At 70.2% G+C, this 20,183-nt stretch carries 22 protein-coding genes and 1 pseudogene; 11 read left to right on the top strand and 12 right to left on the bottom strand.

What is annotated here, in order from left to right; all coding sequences use genetic code 11:
- Positions 1-44 precede the first annotated feature (44 nt).
- Together ACFWVV_RS26465 and ACFWVV_RS26460 are read left to right on the top strand one after the other, a co-directional pair.
- A pseudogene (locus ACFWVV_RS26465) lies at positions 45-621 on the top strand (arylamine N-acetyltransferase).
- A 343-nt stretch (positions 622-964) separates the two neighbouring features.
- Positions 965-2,347 (top strand): hypothetical protein, encoded by a 1,383-nt coding sequence (locus ACFWVV_RS26460; protein WP_384350646.1) that lies wholly within the window; start codon positions 965-967, stop codon positions 2,345-2,347.
- Between the two features lie 70 nt (positions 2,348-2,417).
- Here the strand turns inward: ACFWVV_RS26460 and ACFWVV_RS26455 are convergent, their stop codons facing one another.
- The gene (locus ACFWVV_RS26455) at positions 2,418-2,840 is read right to left on the bottom strand and encodes an ATP-binding protein (protein WP_384350644.1); all 423 of its coding nucleotides are present in this window, start codon (positions 2,838-2,840) and stop codon (positions 2,418-2,420) included.
- 126 nt (positions 2,841-2,966) lie between these two features.
- Here ACFWVV_RS26455 and ACFWVV_RS26450 point away from each other — a divergent pair, with 126 nt between their 5' ends.
- The 5 genes from ACFWVV_RS26450 (at position 2,967) to ACFWVV_RS26430 (ending at position 7,903) form a co-directional block, all read left to right on the top strand.
- Positions 2,967-3,833 carry a Scr1 family TA system antitoxin-like transcriptional regulator gene (locus tag ACFWVV_RS26450; protein ID WP_384350853.1) on the top strand — a complete coding sequence of 289 codons (867 nt, stop codon included), beginning with the start codon at positions 2,967-2,969 and terminating at the stop codon, positions 3,831-3,833.
- The gene (locus ACFWVV_RS26445) at positions 3,830-4,135 is read left to right on the top strand and encodes a DUF397 domain-containing protein (RefSeq protein ID WP_384350641.1); all 306 of its coding nucleotides are present in this window, start codon (positions 3,830-3,832) and stop codon (positions 4,133-4,135) included. Before ACFWVV_RS26450 ends, ACFWVV_RS26445 begins: the two co-directional genes overlap by 4 nt.
- A 210-nt stretch (positions 4,136-4,345) precedes the next feature.
- The gene (locus tag ACFWVV_RS26440) at positions 4,346-5,560 is read left to right on the top strand and encodes a cytochrome P450 (protein ID WP_384350638.1); all 1,215 of its coding nucleotides are present in this window, start codon (positions 4,346-4,348) and stop codon (positions 5,558-5,560) included.
- Positions 5,561-5,604: 44 nt separating this feature from the next.
- Entirely contained in the window at positions 5,605-5,811 is a 207-nt protein-coding gene (locus ACFWVV_RS26435) for a ferredoxin (protein ID WP_384350850.1), read from the top strand.
- Positions 5,812-6,367: 556 nt separating this feature from the next.
- Positions 6,368-7,903 carry a condensation domain-containing protein gene (locus tag ACFWVV_RS26430; RefSeq protein WP_384350635.1) on the top strand — a complete coding sequence of 512 codons (1,536 nt, stop codon included), beginning with the start codon at positions 6,368-6,370 and terminating at the stop codon, positions 7,901-7,903.
- 99 nt (positions 7,904-8,002) lie between these two features.
- Here ACFWVV_RS26430 and ACFWVV_RS26425 read toward each other — a convergent pair whose 3' ends face one another.
- The 5 genes from ACFWVV_RS26425 to ACFWVV_RS26405 form a co-directional block, all read right to left on the bottom strand.
- Positions 8,003-8,629 carry a TetR/AcrR family transcriptional regulator gene (locus ACFWVV_RS26425; protein ID WP_384350632.1) on the bottom strand — a complete coding sequence of 209 codons (627 nt, stop codon included), beginning with the start codon at positions 8,627-8,629 and terminating at the stop codon, positions 8,003-8,005.
- Between the two features lie 191 nt (positions 8,630-8,820).
- The gene (locus ACFWVV_RS26420) at positions 8,821-10,194 is read right to left on the bottom strand and encodes a dicarboxylate/amino acid:cation symporter (RefSeq protein ID WP_384350630.1); all 1,374 of its coding nucleotides are present in this window, start codon (positions 10,192-10,194) and stop codon (positions 8,821-8,823) included.
- A gap of 353 nt (positions 10,195-10,547) precedes the next feature.
- Complete coding sequence (locus ACFWVV_RS26415; RefSeq protein ID WP_384350847.1) at positions 10,548-10,799, bottom strand: DUF4229 domain-containing protein; 252 nt, start codon at positions 10,797-10,799, stop codon at positions 10,548-10,550.
- A 189-nt stretch (positions 10,800-10,988) separates the two neighbouring features.
- Entirely contained in the window at positions 10,989-12,152 is a 1,164-nt protein-coding gene (mqnE, locus tag ACFWVV_RS26410; RefSeq protein ID WP_384350627.1) for an aminofutalosine synthase MqnE, read from the bottom strand.
- A 100-nt stretch (positions 12,153-12,252) separates the two neighbouring features.
- Entirely contained in the window at positions 12,253-12,708 is a 456-nt protein-coding gene (locus ACFWVV_RS26405; RefSeq protein ID WP_384350844.1) for an Lrp/AsnC family transcriptional regulator, read from the bottom strand.
- 144 nt (positions 12,709-12,852) lie between these two features.
- On the opposite strand from ACFWVV_RS26405, the gene ACFWVV_RS26400 reads away from it, so the two are divergent.
- Positions 12,853-12,996, top strand: coding sequence for a hypothetical protein (locus tag ACFWVV_RS26400; RefSeq protein ID WP_384350875.1), 144 nt, complete (start codon positions 12,853-12,855; stop codon positions 12,994-12,996).
- 9 nt (positions 12,997-13,005) lie between these two features.
- On the opposite strand, the gene ACFWVV_RS26395 is transcribed toward ACFWVV_RS26400, so the two are convergent.
- On the bottom strand, positions 13,006-13,695 hold the full coding sequence (locus tag ACFWVV_RS26395; protein ID WP_384350624.1) for a UbiX family flavin prenyltransferase: 690 nt from the start codon (positions 13,693-13,695) through the stop codon (positions 13,006-13,008).
- A gap of 99 nt (positions 13,696-13,794) precedes the next feature.
- Between ACFWVV_RS26395 and ACFWVV_RS26390 the strand changes: the two genes are divergently transcribed.
- Positions 13,795-14,403, top strand: a complete 609-nt coding sequence (locus tag ACFWVV_RS26390) for a rhomboid family intramembrane serine protease (RefSeq protein WP_384350622.1) — start codon at positions 13,795-13,797, stop codon at positions 14,401-14,403.
- Positions 14,404-14,448: 45 nt separating this feature from the next.
- Here the strand turns inward: ACFWVV_RS26390 and ACFWVV_RS26385 are convergent, their stop codons facing one another.
- Genes ACFWVV_RS26385 through ACFWVV_RS26370 form a run of 4 tightly spaced genes read right to left on the bottom strand, consistent with a single transcriptional unit; the run spans position 14,449 to position 18,071 of the window.
- Positions 14,449-15,012, bottom strand: a complete 564-nt coding sequence (locus ACFWVV_RS26385) for a Uma2 family endonuclease (RefSeq protein ID WP_384350619.1) — start codon at positions 15,010-15,012, stop codon at positions 14,449-14,451.
- Between the two features lie 43 nt (positions 15,013-15,055).
- Positions 15,056-15,958: a menaquinone biosynthesis prenyltransferase MqnP gene (mqnP, locus tag ACFWVV_RS26380; protein WP_384350616.1), complete on the bottom strand. Its 903-nt coding sequence runs from the start codon at positions 15,956-15,958 to the stop codon at positions 15,056-15,058.
- Positions 15,955-16,617: a hypothetical protein gene (locus ACFWVV_RS26375; protein WP_384350614.1), complete on the bottom strand. Its 663-nt coding sequence runs from the start codon at positions 16,615-16,617 to the stop codon at positions 15,955-15,957. Before ACFWVV_RS26375 ends, mqnP begins: the two co-directional genes overlap by 4 nt.
- Complete coding sequence (locus tag ACFWVV_RS26370) at positions 16,614-18,071, bottom strand: menaquinone biosynthesis decarboxylase (protein WP_384350612.1); 1,458 nt, start codon at positions 18,069-18,071, stop codon at positions 16,614-16,616. The genes ACFWVV_RS26375 and ACFWVV_RS26370 overlap by 4 nt, the downstream gene beginning before the upstream one ends.
- 88 nt (positions 18,072-18,159) lie before the next feature.
- Here ACFWVV_RS26370 and ACFWVV_RS26365 point away from each other — a divergent pair, with 88 nt between their 5' ends.
- Both ACFWVV_RS26365 and ACFWVV_RS26360 read left to right on the top strand, forming a co-directional pair.
- Positions 18,160-18,618 (top strand): PLD nuclease N-terminal domain-containing protein, encoded by a 459-nt coding sequence (locus tag ACFWVV_RS26365; RefSeq protein ID WP_384350610.1) that lies wholly within the window; start codon positions 18,160-18,162, stop codon positions 18,616-18,618.
- 374 nt (positions 18,619-18,992) lie between these two features.
- Complete coding sequence (locus ACFWVV_RS26360) at positions 18,993-19,595, top strand: DUF4291 domain-containing protein (protein ID WP_384350607.1); 603 nt, start codon at positions 18,993-18,995, stop codon at positions 19,593-19,595.
- Positions 19,596-19,638: 43 nt separating this feature from the next.
- Here the strand turns inward: ACFWVV_RS26360 and ACFWVV_RS26355 are convergent, their stop codons facing one another.
- Entirely contained in the window at positions 19,639-20,154 is a 516-nt protein-coding gene (locus tag ACFWVV_RS26355; protein WP_384350604.1) for an SRPBCC domain-containing protein, read from the bottom strand.
- Positions 20,155-20,183 lie beyond the last annotated feature (29 nt).

The raw sequence follows: 20,183 nt of genomic DNA, 5'->3' as shown, positions 1-20,183 counted from the left end.
AATGGCGCACGGCGCGGTGCGCGGTCGGTCGGGAGAGTGGGGGCATGGAACCCCTCGGCCCCGCCTGCATCGACGCCTACCTGCGCCGGCTCGGAGCGGCACGTCCCGCACGTCCCACCGCCGACGCGCTGCGCGAGCTGCACCGGCGACACCTCGTCGCCGTGCCGTTCGAGAACCTGTCCATCCACCTCGGCGAGGACCTCGTGCTTACCCCGTGACGCCGTCCTCGACAAGATCGTGAGCGCCGGGCGCGGTGGCATCTGCTACGAACTCAACGGCGCCTACGCCGGGTTGCTGCGCACCCTCGGCCACCGGGTGGAACTCCTCCAGGCGCGCGTATACGGCAAGGACGGAGCGCTGGGCGTCCCCTATGACCACCTGGCGCTGCGCGTCGACATGCGTTGGCTCGCGGACGTGGGTTTCGGCGACCACACCACGTACCCGCTCGACCTGGACGGCGGCCGCGTCACCCTGCGGGACCGCATCCTCGTCACCACTGGCGCGGACGGGCATCGCACGGAGGAGACGTTGGGGTCCGACGAGGAGGTGCGGGCGGCCTACCGGGCCGAGTTCGGCATCGTTCTGGAGCAGCTGCCCGTGCCGCTGCACCCGCTCCCCTGAGTCGAGCGGCCGGGGGTGGGCCGATGCCGGGGGTTCAGCGTCTTCGATCATGACCGCGTGTGACGAGCGGCGGCAGGTCCCGCCGTGCTAGCAGCCTGTCATTTCCGACCGGACTTGACCGGTCATGTCCAGCCATGTCCGGTCGGTTCGGACCGGTGTACGAAGCCGGATCGGCCAGCCGCACAGATCCCCAAAGGGCAACACAGCGTGGCTACTTGATGCGGTACGGTGACCGCGTCATCACTCTCCGCGTGCGCCATGCCGCGTAGGGCGGCCCCCGTCGGTGCTCCAACACCGGGCGAGGGCCTCACCACCGAGGCTTAACCCCAAAGGAGCCGCAGCGATGTTTCTGCATGCTATCCCGCCCACCCGCGCCTTCACCAAGGTCGACAACGGGCTTTTGCGACGCAAGCAACTGGACCCCGCCGCCCGCCTGCTCATCGCCCACCTGGGCGGTCTGCGGCCCGCCGAGCAGCACCGCCCCCTCTTCGAACACGCGATGCAACTGGGCCTGACGCTGGGCATGTTCAAGCGGGTCAAGAAGGAGCTGGTGGCGTACGGGTACGTGCACGACCATCGCGCGCAGGGCGCGAAGGGGTTGTGGTTCACCGAGCAGTGGGTCAGCACGGTCCCGCTGACGAAGGACGAGTTCGCGGCCCTGCGCGCCGAGCGGGAGAGGCAGACCGGGCACGGGCAGGTCAGGCAGGGCGCTCCGGGGATCACGTATCCGACGGTCGGTGAGCCGGGTACTCGGCGGCCCCACGGCTCTACCGGTACTTCCAAGACGGACAACAGCAACACTCTTCCCACCCATCCACCCCAAGAGCCTGCGGGGACGGGGACGGCGAGCGCAGCGGGGCTGGGGACGGCGAGCGCGACCGCAGCGGGTTCGATCACGGGCTCCGGCACCGGCACCAGCACCGGCACCGGCACGAAGCACGCCCGCCCGGCGCCCGACGCCCCGCCGGTGACGTACCCCGCCCCCGACACGCAGCCGGACCCGGCCGGTGGTGCTCCCGATGACCGGCCGCTCCCCCTCGTGGCTCCCAGCGCCCGGACCGCCGCAGCCACCGCCCCCGACGCGAGCACCCCACAGGACCGCTCCGCCACGGACGCCGACCCCGGCACGGACGCCGACCCCGGCCGGGGCTCCGCTCACGCTCCCGCCTCCGGCACGGACCCAGCCTCCGCCCCAGGCCCCGACCCCGCCCCCGAGCCCCACCTCGCCCTCGCCGAACGCATCCTGCGCGACCTGTGGACCGTCCGCCGCGACCTCCGGCTCAGCGTGCGCAACATTCGATACCTCGCCGCCACCGTCTCCCGACACCTCCAACTCGGCATCCCCGCCTGGGAGATCCACGCCGCCCTCACCCACGACCTCCCCTCGCGACCCATCCTCAACGCCGCCGGTTTCCTCACCCACCGGTTGCAGCACAACGTCCCCGGCCCCGCCGACCTCGCCGCCGCCGATACGGCCCGCGCGCAGGCCGCCGAGAGCACGGGGAGGGTTCGCACCCCCGTCGCGCCGGGCCCGCGCCCCATCGTCGAGTGCCGGGGCCCAGGCCGCCCCGGCGAGCACCTCTTCCGGCCCGTCGACGAAGAGACCTTCTGCAACCCGTGCCGCCGCGAACACCCCGGCCTCGCCGCCCTCGCCGAGCAGGAACACGGCGGCCGGTGGGCGCCCCTCACCGCCGCCTACGAGCACGTCGGCGAGCCGCCCTTCTGAGGCCCCGGGGGCGTGCCGGGCCCGGGGCGCCCCGACGCCGTACCCGGCCAGGACTCGCACCCGGCCAGGGCTACGTACCCGGCCACCGCAGCTCCGCCCACACCGTCTTGCCGGGGTTGCGCTGCGTGACCCCCCAGTCCACCGACAGCTCGTCCACCAGCAGCAGCCCCAAGCCGCCCTCCTCCTCGCCCGGCCGGCCCTCCCGCGCCACCGGCAGCCGTTCGCCCCGCGCGTCCGACACCTCGATACGCAGTACGTCGTCCAGCGCGAGGCGCAGCGAGAAGTCCCGGCCCCGAAGGTGCCCGTGCAGTACGGCATTGGCGGCCAGCTCCGCCACGATCGTCACCACCGTGTCCGAGAACTCGCAGCCGTACGGAATCCCCCACTCCGACAGCTGCCGCTGAGCCAGCAACCGGGCCAGCCGGGCCCCGCGCCGCGTGGAACTGATCAGCTGCTCGAACTCTGCTCTGAGAATGGCCATTTCGCTGTTCATGTGACAGAGCGTGGCCGGTTCGCCCTACCCTGACCAGGAGGGACCCGGCGACTGTGCGTAGTTGTACGGGCGCACATGGCACGCAGTACGGACAGTCGACCGTGACCCTGAAGGCGGTACCGAGTGATCCACCACCCGGAGCAGGAAGCCACCCCGGAGACCCCCTCCCAGGAGGACGGCACCGCGCATCTCTTCAGCGCGCTCGGCAAACAGATCAAGGCCCTGCGCGAACACCGGGGCATGAAGCAGACGGAGCTGGCGGCGGCCGTCAATTTCGGAGCGGATCTGATCTCGGCGGTCGAGAGGGGCGTACGAACTCCGCAGCCCGACCTGCTGATCGCTTGCGAAGAGCCCTTGCAGGCACACGGCACGCTGGCCGCAGCGATCCCGGACGTCGTGGAGGCCCTGAAGCGCAACAGGACCCGGCACCCACAGTGGTACCGGGACTATGCCGGGCTGGAGAAGCAGGCCCTGGAGATCCACCACTACGGAAACCAGGTCGTGCACGGGCTGCTTCAGACAGAGGCGTACGCGCGGGCCATTTTCACCGGGCGACGCCCGCTGCTCAGCGAGGAGACCGTCGAGAAGCGGGTGACGGACCGGCTGTCCCGCCAGGTCGTACTGGAGAAGTGGCCGCCGACGCAGTTCGGGTTCATCTTCGAGGAAGTGGTCCTGCGGCGGCCGATCGGCGGGCGCGAGGTTCACCAGGAGCAGTTGCGGAGGCTGCTGGGGGCGGGGAACCAGCGCAACATCACGCTCCAGGTTGTCGAGACCGCCTGCGAGGAACACCCGAACCTAGACTCCGCGTTCACCTTGCTGACCGCCAGGAACGAGCAGCGGGTCGCGTACACGGAGGCCCAGGGCCACCCGCGTCTGATCACCGATCCCCGCGAGGTCAGGGAGATCCAGGACCGCTATGGAATCATGCAGACACTGGCTCTCAGGCCGGACGCCTCCATGGCCTTGATCGAGAGAATTCTGGGAGACCGATGAACACCGAAGCACTCAGCTGGTTCAAGTCGAGCTACAGCAGCGGTGAGGGCGGCGAGTGCATCGAAGTCGCATACGACTGGCGCAAGTCCACCTACAGCGGCGGCGCAGGCGGCGACTGCATCGAGGTCGCCACCCACTGGCACAAGTCCTCCCACAGCAGCGGCGAAGGCGGGCAGTGCGTCGAGGTCGCCAACCTCCCCTCCGCGGTCCACGTCCGCGACTCCAAGCTGGCCGGCACCAGCCCGGAGCTCTGTCTCTCCCCCACCGCCTGGCGCACCTTCCTCACCCACACCACCGCCTGAGCCGCCGTACCACCCTGTCCGTACCCCGCCGGGCCCTGGCCGGGACAGCTTGAGGTCCCCGAGGGGACGACGTAGACGGAGCGGGCGCCAGGCAGAAGGGCAGCATCTGCCCGACCCGTTTGGCCGAACTTTGCGTAGACCGGGTAGGTGCCTCGGGCATCTAGTGGGAGTGATCGGTAGAGGTCCCTCCACTTCCCTGTGAGGTTGTCCGTGACTGAGACGCATGCGACCAAGGCCCCCGTCGTGTTTCCGCAGGACCGCACCTGTCCGTACGAGCCGCCGCCTGGGTACGACCCCGTACGGGCGACGGGGCGGCCCGTCACCCGCATCGAGATCTACGACGGCACCGAGGTCTGGATGGTGAGCGGCCTCGCGGAAGCGCGGGCGCTCCTTGCCGACCAGCGGCTTTCCTCCAACCGGGAACGCCCCGACTTCCCCGTCTTCGCGCGGCGGCTCGAAGGGATCGAGCGGCGGCGTGTCGAGCTGCTCGGACTCGACGACCCCGAACACAACGCCCAGCGGCGGAAGTTGATCCCCGGGTTCACTCTCAAGCGGACGGCCGGGCTGCGGCCCGCGATCCAGGAGACCGTGGACCAACTGCTCGACGCGATGGAAGCCCAGCTCAAGGCGCAGCCGGACACGCCTGTCGACCTGGTGAGCGCGTTCGCCCTGCCGGTGCCTTCGATAGTGATCTGCGCGCTGCTCGGGGTCCCGTACGAGGACCACGAGTTCTTCGAGGAACAGTCCCGGAAGATGCTGCGCGGGCCGGAGCGCGAGGACGTGGAGGCGGCCCAGGACGCCCTGGACGCCTATTTCGTCGATCTGGTTGAGCGGAAACGAGCCGGAGGCGACGGGCTTCCCGTCGGGCTGCTGGACGACATGATCGGCGTCTTCGAGGACCGGGAGGAGCTGGTCAATCTGGCGGAGATCCTGCTCATCGCGGGCCACGAGACCACCGCGAACATGATCTCCCTGGGCACGTACACCCTGCTGGAGCACCCGGAGCAGCTCGCCCGGTTCCGGAACGACCCGGACGGGGTGCCCGCCGCCTGCGAGGAGCTGCTGCGGTACCTGTCGATCGCGGACGGCATGTCGCGGCTGGCGCTGGAGGACATCGAGGTGGGCGGGGTGACGATCCGGGCCGGGGAAGCGGTGATCCTGTCGACGTCGCTGATCAACCGGGACCCGGCGGTGTTCGAGTCGCCGGACGAGCTGGATGTGGCGCGTGGGGAGCGGCACTTGGCGTTCGGCTTCGGCATCCACCAGTGCCTGGGGCAGAACCTGGCACGGGCGGAGATGGAGATCGCGCTGAGCACGCTGTTCGCCCGGTTGCCGGGGCTGCGGCTGGCCGTACCGGCGGCGGAGGTTCCGTTCAAACCGGGGGACACGATTCAGGGACTGGTCGAACTGCCGGTGCTGTGGTGAGAGGAGGGGTTGAAGTGGATTCTCCGGTTTCTCCGGTTTCTCCGGTGCGGATCGCGATCGACACGGACGTCTGCATCGGAGCCGGGCAGTGCGTGATGACCGCACCGGCCGTCTTCACGCAGGACGACGACGGCCTGTCGGAACTGCTGCCCGGCCGCGAGGACGGCGCGGGCAGCCCCCTCGTACGGGAGGCGGCTCGGGCCTGCCCGGTCTCGGCGATCACGGTGACGGAGGTCCGGCGCGGGGAGTGACGGGAGTCCGGCGCGGGGGTGAGGGGTCGTCCGGCGTGACGGGAGTCCGGCGCGGGGGTGAGGGGTCGTCCGGCGTGACGGGAGTCCGGCGCGGGGGTGAGGGGTCGTCCGGCGTGACGGGGATCCGGCTCGGGGGCGCCGCAAAGGTCCCGCACGACGGGGCGCCGCAAAGGTCCCGCGCGACGGGGCGCCGCAAAGGTCCCGCGCGACGGGGCCGCGAAGGTCCTGCGCAACGGGGCGGCCGCGAAGGTCCGGCGCAGGGGCGGAGAGAGTCCCGCGCGGGGGCGGAGGGAGCCGCTCCCGCTCCCTCCGCCGCCCCGGTCGCGGGGGCGCGGAACGCGGTGTCCCGTATCCGGGCCCGTCCGTCCTCGTTGAGCACCCCGTAGCCAGCTCCGCGGGCATGTGGTCCGTGCGGGGGACGAGTGGTGAGGGGACGCGGCGTACGGACGCCGGACCGGCCCCCCGGGAAGAGCGTCCAGGCCGCCTGGTACCGGGGCCCTGCTGACTGCTCCGCTTCCCGGACCCCCGAGCTCCCGCGTGTGAATGGACAGTTCCTATGCGCATTACCGACCTTCACGGCTGTGAGATCCGTCCCGGACGCCTGGTGGAATGGACACTCGATCCGGTGATGGTCGAGGCCGCGACCCGGCTGCCCGACGACTCCCGGCCACCCGCCTACGTACAGGAGTCGCACCTGCGCACGGCGCGGTCGTTGCGGCAGGACGGCCTCTCCGTGCCCGCCTGGCTCGGGGTGGCCTTCGACATCCCCGGCCCCGTCGACCTCGACGTACTGGAAGGCGCGCTGCGGACCTGGACGCTCCGGCACGAGACGCTGCGCAGCGGCTTCCGCTGGGGTGGCGACGAGTTGCGCCGGTTCACGACGGAGCCCGGCGCGGTGGCACTGCGGCGCGACGTCGTGGGCGACTACCTCCGGGCGGACGAGCTGCGACGGCACCTGCAGAAGCGTTTCGACGAGGCGGCCGACGCACTGGGCTGGCCCAGCTTCCTGTACACCGCGGTGGTACGGGCGGACTCCACCAGCGTGTACCTGGCCTTCGACCACAGCAACGTCGACGCGTACTCGCTCCAGCGCATCCCCTCGGAAATCGCCGAACTGTGTACGGACGGACGGGCCGCGACCGCCGAGAACACCGAGGGTGCGGACGACGGAGCGAGCAGCAGCTACGTCGACTTCTGCGCGATCGAGCGGGCCGACGCCGACGAAGCCGACCACACCCATCCGGTCGTGGAACGCTGGCGGGAGTTCATCGCCCGCTGCGACGGCAGGCTGCCGGCGTTCCCCGTCGCCCTGGGCCTCACCGACGACGGAAGTCTGCCGCCGCAGAAGTTCCTGTACGAGATGCTGGTGGACGACGCGCAGGCGGACGCCTTCGCCACCCACTGCCGGCCGTCCGGCGGGAGCCAGGTCGGGCTCCTGGCCGCGACCGCCCTCGTCGTCCACACCATGAACGGCCAACCCTCGTACCGCACCGTCGTCCCCCTCCACACCCGCGCGAAGTCACGGTGGACGAAGTCGGTGGGGTGGTACGTCGGCTGTGCGCCGGTCGAGATCCCCGTGGCGCAGGCGCGCGGCTTCGACGACGCGCTCCGGATGGTCCGCGCCTCGCTGCGGGCCAACAAGTCGCTGGCGCGCCTGCCCGTCGCCCGCGTACTGAAGCTCCTCGGCTCGGACTTCCGGCCGACGTCGCCCGACCTCTTCTCGATCGTGTCGTTCGTCGACGCGCGGGACGTGCCGGGGGCCGGGCAGTGGGAGGACCTCAAGTCGTACCTGCTGCTCCGGGTCTCCTACGGCGATCAGGTCTGCGTGTGGTTCACCCGCCTGCACGAGGGGCTGCACGTGGCCATCCGCTACCCGGACACCCCCGTCGCCCACGAGAACATGCGGCACTACGTGGAGCAGCTGCGGGAGCTCATCGGCTCGGTCGGCCGCGGCGAGGCCGCGCTGCCCGCGGCCGTGGGCGGTGCGGGAGCGGACGCCCCGCCGTTCCCGCGCCAGGCGACGGGCCGGGACGGCGCCGACGAGCGGAGTGCCGCACGGACCTGCACGGCCGGAGCGACACCGCCCGCGTAGCACGGACACCGCCCGCGTAGCACGGACACCGCCCGCGTAGCACGGACACCGCCCGCGTAGCTCGGACACCGCCTGCGTAGCTCGGACGCTGCCCGCGGGTCAGTGTTCCGGGCCCGGCGGCACCCAGCGGTCGCCCCTCATCAGGTTCTCCAGCCCGGCCCAGGAGAAGTTCATGAGGGTCGCGGCCGCTTCGCGCGCCGAGACGCCGGGGGTGGTGTTCGCCCACCCGGCAAGCGATTCGGCCGCCCCGACCAGCGCCTGCGCCAGGCCCGCCACCTCGCGGTCCGGCAGGTGCGGGTCGCGGCGCGCCTCGCGGGCCGCGTCGCCGATCAGGTGCGTCACGAACGCGGTGATCTCCTCGCGCATCGCCGCGACCTCGGCGGCGAACGGTTCCCCGTGCGTCCGCGCCTGGCTGTGCAGTACGGCCCAGCCGTCCGGGTTCTCGGCGGTGTGCGTGAAGAAGGCGGTCAGCCCGTCCCACAACTGCCGGTCCGCGGGCAGCCCCGGCTCGACCCCGGCCTGCACGGCCGCCACCAGCGCGCCCGCCTCACGCCGTATGCACGCCGTGAACAACTCGTCCTTCGAGTTCAGGTACAGATACACCAGCGGCTTGGAGACCCCCGCCAGCTCCGCGATCTGATCCATCGAAGCGGCCCGGTACCCGAGCCTGGCGAAACTCTGCACGGCCGCGTCCAGCATCTGCTGCTCCCGCACCGCCCGCGGCATCCGCCTGACCTTGCCCGTCGCCCCTTTGCCCAACGCCCCCACAACCCCTGTCCCCTTGGTCCCTCGGTCACCACCCGCTCACACCCTCGTAAGCCTACGGTGACGCGCATACGCGAAAGCCCCCCACCGGCGTGCGGTGGGGGGCTTCGCCCGGAGCTGCGGTCCGTGCTGCCGGAGGGGCTTTGGGCCGGTTACGCGGAGACCGGCACGCGCTCCTCGGACTTCTTGGACTCCTGCGGCTCGGCGGGCTCGTAGTCGTCGATCGGGGACGCCGTCGCCGAGTTGTACATGTCGTGGTCGAGGATCTTCTCGCGGGCCGAGACGATCACCGGGACGACGACCTGGCCGGCCACGTTCGTCGCGGTGCGCATCATGTCCAGGATCGGGTCGATCGCCATCAGCAGGCCGACGCCCTCCAGGGGCAGGCCCAGGGTGGAGAGGGTCAGGGTCAGCATGACCGTCGCGCCGGTCAGACCGGCGGTGGCCGCCGAGCCGATGACCGAGACGAAGGCGATCAGGATGTACTCCTTGATGCCCAGCTGCACGTCGAAGATCTGTGCGATGAAGATCGCGGCCAGCGCCGGGTAGATCGCGGCGCAGCCGTCCATCTTGGTCGTCGCGCCGAACGGGACGGCGAAGGACGCGTACTCCTTCTGAACGCCCAGGCGCTCGGTGACCCGCTGGGTGACCGGCATGGTGCCGACCGAGGAGCGGGAGACGAAGGCCAGCTGGATGGCCGGCCAGGCGCCCTTGAAGAACTGGAGCGGGCTGACCTTGGCGACCGTGGCCAGGAGCAGCGGGTAGACGCCGAAGAGGACCAGGGCGCAACCGATGTAGACGTCCGCGGTGAAGGTCGCGTACTTGCCGATCAGGTCCCAGCCGTACTCCGCGATGGCGTGGCCGATGAGGCCGATGGTGCCGATCGGGGCGAGGCGGATGACCCACCACAGGGCCTTCTGGAGCAGCTCCAGGACCGCGTTGGAGAGGGTGAGGATCGGCTTGGCCTTTTCGCCCAGGGCGAGGGCCGCGACGCCCGCCACGACCGCCATGAAGACGATCTGGAGGACCTCCAGCTCCTGGAACGGCGTGATGATGTCCTTCGGGATGATCCCGGTGAGGAAGTCGATCCAGGTGCCCGCGCTCTTGGGCTCCTTGCCGTCGGCGGGGGTCAGGCCGGTGCCCGCGCCCGGGTTGGTGACCAGGCCGATCACGAGGCCGATGGCCACCGCGATCAGCGACGTGATCATGAACCACAGGAGCGTGCGGGTGGCCAGCCTGGCGGCGTTCTGCACCTGCCGCAGGTTGGTGATCGAGACCAGGATCGCGAAGAAGACCAGCGGGGCGACGGCCAGCTTCAGGAGCTGGACGAAGAGGTCACCGACGGTCTCCAGGGCGGTGGCCAGCGCGGGCAGGTCCTGGCTCTTGGCCAGCCAGCCCAGCAGCACACCGAGGACGAGACCGGCGAGGATCTGCGCCCAGAACGGAATCCTGGACAGGGGGTTCTTCTTCTTGGGCTTCACAGGCTGATCGGCCTGTTCGGCCTGCTGCGCGGGGGACGCGGACACGGGCACACTCCGGTGAAGGAAAGAGCTGCTGGAAGCAGGGGGGTGAGGAGAAAGGTCGCGCTGAACTTCAGACGGAGCGGCGACAGGCGGCCGAAACCCGGCGGCAGAGATCGACATGCAGGCGCGCCACGAGCGGAACGCTCAGGGGGTTGCGGGGCGCGGCGGATGTCGTCATGACAAACACGTTAACACTTGTACTTTGAGAACATCAAAGGTCTTCTTTGGGGAGAGGCTGGGCGGACACCGAGCAGGTGGGGTGAAAGAACAACGGCGCCCCGGGAGTTGAGCCAGTGGCTCTCTCCCGGGGCGCCGTTGCGTGTGACGCGACTTACAGGGCCCTTATGCCAGGACCTCTATGCCAGGTCCTCCTGGCGGCGGTTCGCCTCCAGGCGCGCCTTGGTCTCGTCCATCTTGGCCACGATGCCCTGGGACATCTCGTCGCGCTGCTTGCGCAGGAGTACGAGGCTCAGGGGCGCGGAGACGACGATGGCGAGCAGCAGCACCCACAGCACGTTCGACATGCCGCCGACGGCGGAGGGCAGCACACGGAAGGCGACCAGCGCCCACACGACCAGGAAGCTGGCGGCGAAGACGCCGAGGCGCATCGCGGTGTAGCGGATCGTGGCGCGCTTGGTGCTCACGGCGTGACCTTCTTCGTGGAGGGGTCCTTTTGGGGCAGTACCAGTACAGCACAGGGGCCCGGCGGCGGCGCCGGGCCCCTGCATCCGTACGGAAAGGCGCACGTCAGACGTGTACCGGAAGGAGCGCGTCAGACGTGTACCGGAAGGCGCGCGTCAGACGCGCATCGCCTGCGGGCTCTCGCGGCGGGCGGCGTCCGGGCCCTCGTACTCCTTGATGATCTCGTAACGCGTGTTGCGCTCGACGGGGCGGAAGCCGGCGTCGCGGATGAGCTCGAGGAGGTCGTCGCGGCCGAGCTTGTTCGGGGTGCCGTAGTCGTCCGCGTCGTGAGTGATCTTGTACTCGACGACCGAGCCGTCCATGTCGTCCGCGCCGTGCTGGAGGGCGAGCTGGGCGGTCTGCACGCCGTGCATGACCCAGAAGACCTTGACGTGCGGGACGTTGTCGAAGAGCAGGCGGGAGACGGCGAAGGTCTTCAGGGCCTCGGCTCCGGTGGCCATGGTGGTGCGGGCCTGGAGCTTGTTGCGGACCTTGCCGTCCTTCATGTCGACGAAGTCGTGCTGGTAGCGCAGCGGGATGAAGACCTGGAAGCCGTTCGTCTCGTCCTGCATCTCGCGCAGCCGGATGACGTGGTCGACGCGGTGGCGGGGCTCCTCGATGTGGCCGTAGAGCATCGTCGCCGGGGTCTTGAGGCCCTTCTCGTGGGCGAGGCGGTGGATGCGCGACCAGTCCTCCCAGTGGGTGTTGTGGTCGACGATGTGCTGCCTCACCTCCCAGTCGAAGATCTCGGCGCCGCCGCCGGTGAGGGACTCCAGGCCGGCCTCGATCAGCTCGTCGAGGATCTCGGAGGCGGACAGGCCCGAGATGGTCTCGAAGTGGTGGATCTCGGTGGCGGTGAACGCCTTGAGGGAGACCTGCGGGAGGGCCTCCTTCAGGGCGGACAACGAGCGCGGGTAGTAGCGCCACGGGAGGGTCGGGTGCAGACCGTTGACGATGTGCAGCTCGGTGAGGTTCTCGTTCTCCATCGCCTTGGCGAGACGGACGGCTTCCTCGATGCGCATCGTGTACGCGTCCTTCTCGCCCGGCTTGCGCTGGAACGAGCAGTAGGCGCAGGAGGCGGTGCATACGTTGGTCATGTTGAGGTGACGGTTGACGTTGAAGTGGACGACGTCACCGTTCTTGCGCGTGCGCACCTCGTGGGCGAGTCCGCCCAGCCAGGCCAGGTCGTCCGACTCGTACAGCGCGATGCCGTCCTCGCGGCTGAGCCGCTCCCCGGCCCGGACCTTCTGCTCCAGCTCGCGCTTGAGTCCCGCGTCCATACCCGGCCGCCTCCTATGTGTGTACGTAAATCAAGCTCAGCCCAACCGTACTCCCCCACCCTTCGGGCGGGAGGTGCCCCCACCTGCGGCGCCTGCGCGCCTAGCCCTCCTCGGGCAGTTCTCCGACCCGGTTCTCCCACTTGGTGGAGAGCACGATCGTGGTGCGGGTGCGCGAGACGCCCCGGGTGCCGCTGAGGCGGCGGATGGTGCGTTCCAGGCCGTCGACGTCGCCGGCGCGGATCTTGAGCATGTACGAGTCGTCGCCCGCGATGAACCAGCAGTCCTCGATCTCCTCCAGGTCCTTGAGCCGGCGGGCCACGTCCTCGTGGTCGGCGGCGTCGGAGAGCGAGATGCCGATGAGGGCGGTGACGCCGAGGCCGAGCGACTTGGCGTCGACGGTGGCGCGGTAGCCGGTGATCACACCCGCCGATTCGAGGCGGTTGATGCGGTCGGTGACGCTCGGGCCCGAGAGGCCGACGAGCCGTCCGAGCTCGGCGTACGAGGCCCTGCCGTTCTCCCGAAGAGCCTGGATGAGCTGCCTGTCCACGGCGTCCATATGCCTGAAGCCTTCCATTGTTCAGCGATACCGCGAGTTTACGTATAGAATCTAAGGCACAGGGGCCGATACCCCTGTAGATCTTTCGACAGATCCAAGAAAAACTTTCAGATGCTCAACTCACACTCAGGAGAGTGACTCACCGTGTACACGACCGAGATGGCCTACGTCCGCATGCGCGAACTGCAGGAGCTGGCCAACCGCTCGCGTGCCCACAAGCCCGTCTCCGCCCCCGCACCGGCACGCGGCTTCAAGGCCCGCCTGATGCGTACCGCGAAGCAGGGCTGACCCCACCCCTTACGGAGTGCGGGAGCCACCTCCGAGTTCCCCCTCCCACCGGCGGTAGAGGCTGTGCGGCACACCTGCCGCGTCCAGCACCCGCCCCGCGACGAAGTCCACCAGATCCTGGATGTGCGTCGCACCCGCGTAGAACGCAGGGGAGGCGGGCAGCACCACGGCGCCCGCCTCGTCCAGCGTCACCAGATGCTTGAGCGTCTGCCCGTTGAGCGGTGTCTCCCGCACCGCCACCACCAGCTTCCGCCGCTCCTTGAGCGTCACGCTCGCGGCCCGCTGCAGCAGGTCCTTCGAGAGACCGAGCGCCACTCCCGCCACACTGGCCGTCGAGGCCGGGACGATGAGCATGCCCTTGACGGCGTACGAGCCCGAGGAGGGCCCGGCCGCGAGGTCGCCGGCACTCCAGTGCCGTACCGCGTCGCCGGACAGATCGGGGCCGGTGAAGGTGTCCGGCTTTCCGTCCGCCCCCCTGGCCAGCCAGGCCGCGAGGTCCTCGCGCCAGTGGCCGTCGCGGAAGGCGATGCCGGTCTCGTCCAGGAGGGTCAGCCGGGAGGCCCGGCTGACGACGAGGTCGACGGCCTCGCCCGCGTCCAGCAGCCCCCGCAGCACGGCGGCGGCGTACGGGGTGCCGGACGCCCCCGAAACCCCCACGACCCAGGGGATGCGCTTGCGTTCATCGACGGGCTCAGTCATGGGCGGAGCCTATCGGGGGACGGCCTGCGGGAACCGGGCAAGGTGCCCGGACGTTCCTTGGAACAACGGGGTGGTGCACGACAGGGGGTGCCGGACGACATGACGTATCTGCCACAGGCTCAGCCGCGACCGGCGGCACGGGGGGCGCGCGTGAAGACGGCCGCCGGGGTGATGCTGGTGTGGGTCGCCCTGCTGTGGGCGCTCGAAGCCGTCGGCTCCGCGACCGGCGCGCTCGACACGTTCGGACTCTCCCCGCGCTCGCTCCCCGAGCTGCGGGACGTCCTGCCGATGGCCTTCCTCCATCACGGCTTCGACCACCTCGCGTCGAACACCCTGCCGCTGCTGGTCCTCGGCTTCATAGCCGCCCTGAGCGGGATACGCCGCTTCGCCGCGGTGGTCCTCACGATCATGCTGACCGGCGGGCTGGGCGTCTGGCTCACGGCCCCCGAGTACTCGGTCACGGCCGGAGCGTCGGGAGTGGTGTTCGGCCTCTTCGGCTACCTGGTGGTGCGGGGCTTCGTGGACCGGCGGCCGTGGGACGTGGTGGTGGGCGTGGTGGTCGCCGCGGTGTACGGCTCGCTCCTGTGGGGCGTACTGCCGACGAACGAGGCCATCAGCTGGCAGGGGCACCTGTTCGGTCTTGTGGGAGGGGTGGCGGCGGCGTTCTGGTTCAGGCGGGGGCGGGGGCGGGGGCGGGGGGCCGCCTGAAACCGCAGGCTGGTCAGGAGGCCCCCGGGGGGAGCCCGGCTCCGGTCAGGACCTACCGGGATCGATCGGGAGCTTCGTCGTGTCGACGGTAAGACGGCCGATGCTGCTCTCGACCACGACCGGCTTGCCGTACGGGATGGTGTCCCTGCCCTGATAACCGTCGGGGCCTGGGTGCCACAGCGTGACGCAGTGCCCCTTCCGGGGGTCGAAGATCAGGTAATTGGCAATACCTCGCGCTGCGTACTCCCTGTTCTTGATCTCGTAGTCGTTGCGCACACTGCTGGGAGATACGACCTCGACAGCAAGCTCGATCAGGTCCGGTGAGCAGACGCTGGGGTTCCGCGCCTCTTCCGCTGCAGGGATGACCGCCAGGTCCGGGCAGAACTCGAAATCGTCGCTGAACGGGAAACTCACGTCGCTGACACATTCCCAATCCGGTTCGAGCTGTGGTTCCAGCAAGTTCCATACGAACCGAATGGTCTTGGCGTGGAACGCGCGCACCGGACTCATCACGATGTTGCCCTCGACAATCTCTGTCCGGTAGCCGGGGAACATGTCCTCGAACCGGCTGAGCTGCGAGTGCAGGCGGTCGATCTCCGAGAGGGTCACGTCGCTCTCCCTTCCCTGCTCTCGATGGTAGAGGGCAACGTACCTACACGGTCAGGCCGCGAACCAGGAGATCCAGCAGGGCGCACACGAACAGGGCAATGCCGATGAATCCGTTGACCTGGAAGAACGCCCTGTTCAGGCGGGACAGGTCGTGCGGGCGGACGATGCGGTGCTCATAGACGAAGGCTGCCGCGACGATCGCCATGCCGACCCAGAAGAAGATCCCGGCGTCGATGCGGACGCCGTACCAGACGAGCAGGGCCGTCGTGACGACGTGACAGGCACGCGCGCCGTGCAGGGCGGCGGGGATGCCGAAGCGGGCCGGGACCGACTTCACGCCGTGGGCGCGGTCCGCCTGGACGTCCTGCGAGCCGAAGATCAGGTCGAATCCGCCGATCCAGATGCCGACCGCGACACCGAGGACCACCGCGTCCCACGACCACTCCCCCGTGATCGCGATCCACGCCCCGACCGGGCCCATCGCCTGGGCGAGGCCGAGGATGGCGTGCGGGAAGTTCGTGAACCGCTTGCCGTACGGGTAGACCACCATCGGGATCACCGCGACAGGGGCCAGGGCGAGGCAGAGCGGGTTGAGGAGCGCCGCCGCGCCGAGGAAGAAGACGAGGGCGATGCCGGCGCCGGTCCACGCGGACTTGACGCTGACCGCACCGGTGACGATCTCGCGGTTCGCGGTGCGCGGGTTGCGGGCGTCGATCTCGCGGTCGATGATCCGGTTCGCCGCCATCGCGAAGGTGCGCAGGCCGACCATGGCGACGGTGACCAGGAGCAGCTCGACCCAGTGGATGTTCCTGTCCAGCTGGAACATGGCCGTCAGCGCGGCGATGTACGCGAAGGGCAGCGCGAAGACCGAGTGCTCGATGAGCACGAGGTTGAGGAACGCCCTGGTCCGGCCGGGCTGGGGGACGGCTGCGGCGGCCGAGGTCATACGAGGGTCCTTAGGAAGGTGTCGAGCGCGGCGAGGAGGGCCTCGGTGGCGACCGGGGCGATCTCCATGTCGAGGTGGTTGGCGGTGTCCTGGCCGTGGGGGGTGAGGCGCAGGTGGAAGCCGTGCCCCCGGGCCCCCGCCGGGAGGGCGTGCAGGCGCAGGGGGTTGTGGCGGTCCTCCTCGGCGAGGGAGAGCGAGAAGGGCGCACCTGCCGCGATGCCGGCGCGCAGTGTCGTGGCGAAGGCGTGGAGGTCACGGCGGGCGAGGGGGGCGGTGGTGAACCGGGCGCTCAGCTCACCGTCCCGCCGGGAGGCGGCGAGGTGCCAGGTGTCCTTGCGCGTCCGGTCGTCGGCGGCGGCGCGCTCGATGCGGAGCCAGGTGTGACGGTCGCCGAGGAGGAGGGAGGGGGCCGGGGGCGCCGGCGCGAGCCCGCCGCCGGACGGGGCGGCCGGGGCGTGCGGGGCGGCCGGGGGCTGCGGGGCGTGCGCGGCAGCCGCACGCATGGTGCCCGCGGGGGTCGCCTGCTCCTGCGCGGCAGCCGCACTGCCGGCACCCGAGAGGGTGACCGGATCCTGCGCGGCCGCCGCACGCATGGCTCCCGAGGGGGTCGCCGGGGCGGGTGGGGCAGCCGTAACGCCGGCCGGAGAGGGCCCACTCACAGGCCGTACTCCTTCCAGCGGCGGTCGACCTTCGACGCCGTCGCCGGGTCCGACTCGACCATGTTCGGCCAGCCGCCGTCCCGGGTGTAGCCCTCCTCGGGCAGCTTCTTCGTGGCGTCGACGCCCGCCTTGCCGCCCCAGTACTGCTGGTAGGACGCGTGGTCGAGGTGGTCGACCGGGCCCTCGACCACCGTGAGGTCGCGGGAGTAGTCGACGTTGCCGAAGGCCCGCCAGGCGACCTCGTGGTAATTCCGTACGTCGCAGTCGCTGTCGACCACCACGATCAGCTTCTCCAAGGACAGCATGTGCGCGCCCCAGATCGCCGACATCACCTTCTGTGCGTGCTTCGGGTACTTCTTGTCGATCGACACGATGATGCAGTTGTGGAAGCCGCCCGCCTCGGGGAGGTGGTAGTCCACGATGTCCGGGACGATGATCTTGAGGAGGGGGAGGAAGAAGCTCTCCGTGGCGCGCCCGAGCGGTCCGTCCTCGGTCGGCGGGCGGCCGACCACGATCGACTGGAGCAGCGGGCGCCGCCGCATGGTGATCGTGTCGATCGTCAGCGCGGGGAAGTCCTCCTGCGGCGTGTAGAAGCCGGTGTGGTCGCCGAAGGGGCCCTCCGGGAGCATCTCCCCCGGCTCCAGCCAGCCCTCCAGGACGACCTCGGCGTGCGCGGGCACCTGGAGCGGGACCGTCTTGCAGTCGACCATCTCGACCCGCTTGCCCTGGAGGAAGCCGGCGAAGAGGTACTCGTCGATGTCACCGGGCAGCGGCGCGGTCGAGGCGTACGTGACGGCGGGCGGGGCGCCGAAGGCGATGGCGATCGGCAGCTTCTCGCCGCGCCGCGCGGCGACCTGGTAGTGGTTGCGGCTGTCCTTGTGGATCTGCCAGTGCATGCCGATGGTGCGCTTGTCGTGGCGCTGGAGACGGTAGAGGCCGAGGTTGCGGATGCCGGTCTCGGGGTCCTTGGTGTGGGTGAGGCCCAGGTTGAAGAAGGAGCCGCCGTCCTCGGGCCAGGTGAAGAGCGCCGGGAGCTTGTCGAGGTCGACGTCGTCACCGGTCAGGACGACCTCCTGGACCGGGGCCGCGTCCGACTTCACCTTCTTCGGAGGTACGTGGGCGACGGAGCCCAGCTTCGCGAAGGCCTCGCGCACGCCCATGAAGCCCTGCGGCAGTTCGGGCTTGAGCAGCCCGCCGATCTGCGCGCTGATCTCGTCGTACGACTTGAGGCCGAGCGCCTTGAGGAGGCGGCGGTCGGTACCGAAGACGTTCATCGCGAGGGGCATGGTGGAGCCCTTCACGTTCTCGAAGAGGAGGGCCGGGCCGCCTGCCTTGTTCACGCGGTCGACGATCTCCCCGACCTCCAGGTACGGGTCGACTTCGGCCTTGATGCGCTTGAGGTCGCCCTCGCGGTCCAGGGCACGGAGGAACGAGCGAAGATCGTCGTAAGCCATGCTGTCCAGTATCGGACACCCGCTACCCTTGGCCCCTCACCGGGGCCGGGGATACGGCCTGTCCGACGTTCCCAGGGAGAAGCACTCCATGCTCAGGGCAATGATGTTCATCCTGCCGCTGGCGCTGACGATCTACGCGTTCATCGACTGCCTCAACACCCCCGAGGACGAGGCGAAGCACCTGCCGAAGGTGGCGTGGGTCTTCATCATTCTGCTCTTCTGGATCGTCGGTCCGATCGTCTGGCTCGCCGCAGGAAAGAACCGCAGGGCGGCGCACGGCGGCCGTACTCCGTCGGAGTGGCACCGCGGCGGCCGGCGCGCCACGTGGGTGGCCCCCGACGACAACCCCGAGTTCCTGAAGTCCATCAAGGACGAGAACAAGCGGGACGAGACCAGGCGGGACGAGCCCGAGAAGGGCGAGCCGAAGAAGGACGAGTCCCTCCTGAAGGACTGGGAGGAGGACCTGCGGCGCCGGGAGGAAGAGCTGAAGCGGCGGGACGAGGGTGGGGAGGGCGGCCCCACGGGGCCGCAGGACGCGCCGAAGTAGTGCCTCACCGCGCGGACGGGACCACGTCCGCGCAGCACGTCCCGCTCACGGGCACGGCAGGGAGAGCTCGTACGGGAACTCCAGGCCGCCGCGCAGGAAGGTGAGGCGCAGGCGCAGCTCGCGCGTCCCCGACGGCAGTCCCGGGCGCACCGTCACCGTGCCCTCGGTCCTGAGAAGTGCTCACGGAGGCCGCACCCCGCCAACTGCACGCACAGTATGGGCAGTTGACGGGGTCGGCCGTACTCCACCCATCCTGCGCACGCCGTTCACCGGCGGCAACGGCCCCGCCGTATGCGTCCCGTCAAGGCGTGCCAGTATCGCGTCAACGCCAAATTCACTGGTCACCGGCCGCCGCGCAGGACAGCCTGTACGGCATGACTCCCGACACCGTGCCCCAGCGGCAGATCCGTGCCCTGCACGGGCCCCGGACCGTGACCGTTTATCAGGCGTACCGGCCGGAGATCGGGTTGCCTGCCGCCAGGGACGGACGGTTTCCGGCGGCGTGGCAGCGGGACCGGATGACGTGGATCAAGCCGTCGTTCCTGTGGATGATGTACCGCTGCGGCTGGGCGGCCAAGCCGGGCCAGGAGGTCGTGCTGGCCGTGGAGATCCGGCGGGACGGCTTCGACTGGGCGCTGCGCAACGCGGTGCTCTCGCACTACGACCGCAAGGTCCACCCCGACCAGGCGACGTGGAAGCGGCAGCTGAAGACCTCGCCGGTGCGGGTCCAGTGGGACCCGGAGCGCGATGTGGGCCTGAACCCGCTGCCGTACCGGTCCCTCCAGCTCGGGCTGAGCGGGGAGGCCACCGAGCGGTACGCGGACGAGTGGATCGTCGGCATCAGGGATGTGACCCCGCTGGCGAAGACCATCGGCAGCATCCTGTCCGAGCACGGCCCACGGGACGCCGCGCTGCTCCTGCCGGTGGAGTCGCCGTACCCGGTACCCGAGGGCGGACTCGGGCACCTGCGCGCGTAGCCGGGGACTGACGGGTGGCCGGGGGCTGGGCGCCGGGCAGCCGTTACGGGCCGGTCCGGTATTCCGCGAGGAGTTCCCCGTAGCGGTCCAGGGACCAGTGGGACCAGTCGTACGGGGTGCCGGCGAGGGCGGTGGCCAGGAGCTCGAAGTGGATGTGCCAGCCGGCGAGGCGGCTGGGCAGGTCGAGGTCCGGGAGGTCGCGCAGCTCGTTGGTGAAGCGCAGGAACGTGGCTTCGGGGCCGTTGGGCTCCAGGTGGAAGCGGGCGCGGCCGTTGACGGCCGTGGTGTACTCCGCCACCCTGCCGGGGTCCCAGGCGGTGATCCGGCCCTCCTCGGTGAACGGCGAGCCCGCGTACTGCCAGTGGAGGGCGAGCGGGGAGCCCAGGTGCGGGTCCCACGGGTCCGGGGCCGCGAGCCACTGGCCGAGCCCGGCCGGGGTGGCCACCGCCGCCCAGACGTGGTCCAGGGGGTGCGGCAGCGGCAGCTCGTAGCGGAGGAACCAGGCGCCGGGGCGCGGTTCCGCCTTGCCGTGCGGAAGGGGGGCAGGCGCCGTAGTCATACGGGACAGCCTGGCCCGCGCGCGGAACG

The sequence above is a fragment of the Streptomyces sp. NPDC058663 genome, from assembly GCF_042716745.1.
In the GTDB taxonomy this organism is placed as follows: Bacteria; Actinomycetota; Actinomycetes; order Streptomycetales; family Streptomycetaceae; genus Streptomyces.
The sequence above is the reverse complement of the archived record's forward strand: the minus strand, read 5'-3'. Positions and strand labels throughout refer to the sequence as shown.